1 pseudogene is annotated in these 1,141 nt (G+C 82.7%); it reads left to right on the plus strand.

Going from position 1 to position 1,141, the window contains the following annotated elements:
- Positions 1 to 178: 178 nt before the first annotated feature.
- A pseudogene (locus RKE29_RS30015) lies at positions 179 to 901 on the plus strand (ATP-binding protein); the annotation flags it as partial.
- Positions 902 to 1,141 lie beyond the last annotated feature (240 nt).

A 1,141-nucleotide genomic window follows, 5' to 3' on the forward strand; every position in this document is an offset into this window, starting at 1 on the left:
CGCCCGGCCTGCCGCTCCCGGCTCGGGGGTTCTCGGCGGCCCCGGCGCCAGACCGCCCGGTCCGGGCGGATCCGAGTCGACCGCCCGCGCGGGGCGGCCCGGGGACGGCTCCGGCGCGCCCGGCCAGGCCCCCAGCGGCCCGGAGGCGGCGGAGGCGTCCAGGACCGCCGAGGCACCCGCCGACGTGCCGTTGCCGACGCCGGCCGAGGGCGCGGCCCCGGCCGCCCTGATCGCCGCCGGGCTCGGCGGCGGGGCCCGCGACACCCTGCGGTTCGCGCTCGCCATCGGCGGTGCGTGTCCGGACCGGTCGCACCTGGCCGCGCTCACCGGCGACCGGAGCGCCCAGACGGCAGTGGACGACCTGCTCGCCTGCGGCCTGATCAGCCCGGTCGGCGCCCACTACCGGCTGGCGGCCGGCGTGGCCGACCAGCTCACCGCGGCGGGCTACGCGCGTGACGCCGACCGGCGCGCGCACGCCCTCGCCCAGCACTACGCGTGGTGGGTCGGCCACCCCTCGGTCGGGTCCGAGCGCGCCGCCGCCGAGGCCGACGCCATCCTGGCCACCACGGCCGCCCTGGCCGTCGGCCGCGAGGCCGGCCACGCCAGCGCCGCCGTGCTGCTGGCCCGTACCGCCGCGCCCGCGTTCGCCGCCGCCCCGCAGTGGCAGGCGTGGGAGCGGGTGCTGCGGCACGGGCAGGAGGCCGCCCGGCGGGCCGGCGAGGTCGCCGAGGAGGCGTACTTCCACCACGAGCTGGGCGTGCTCGCGCTGTGCACGGGCAGCCTGGACCGGGCGCGGGCCGAGTTGGAGGCGTCCGTGGGGCTGCGCGGCGCGCTGGCCGACCGTCGCGGCGCCGTCGCGGGCCGCCGCACGCTGGCGCTGGTGACCGACCTGGCCCGGCAGGCGGCCCCGGGCCCGTACCCGCCCCGGCCGGCGGACGGCCCCGCTCCGCAGACCGGCGCCGCCGCCGGGCCGTCCGGCACGCAGCCGCTCGGCGGGCCCGCCATCTACGCGGCCCCGGTGGACGGCGACGCGCCGACGGTGGTCACGCCGCGGGTGGTCCCGCTGGACGCCACGGCCGAACTCGACCCGGTCGAGGCCGCGGGCGCCCCCGGCGGCCCGGGCGCCGCGCCGCGCGGAGCC

Origin of the sequence: Streptomyces sp. B1866, from assembly GCF_031932565.1 — a bacterium.
Taxonomy (GTDB): domain Bacteria; phylum Actinomycetota; class Actinomycetes; order Streptomycetales; family Streptomycetaceae; genus Streptomyces.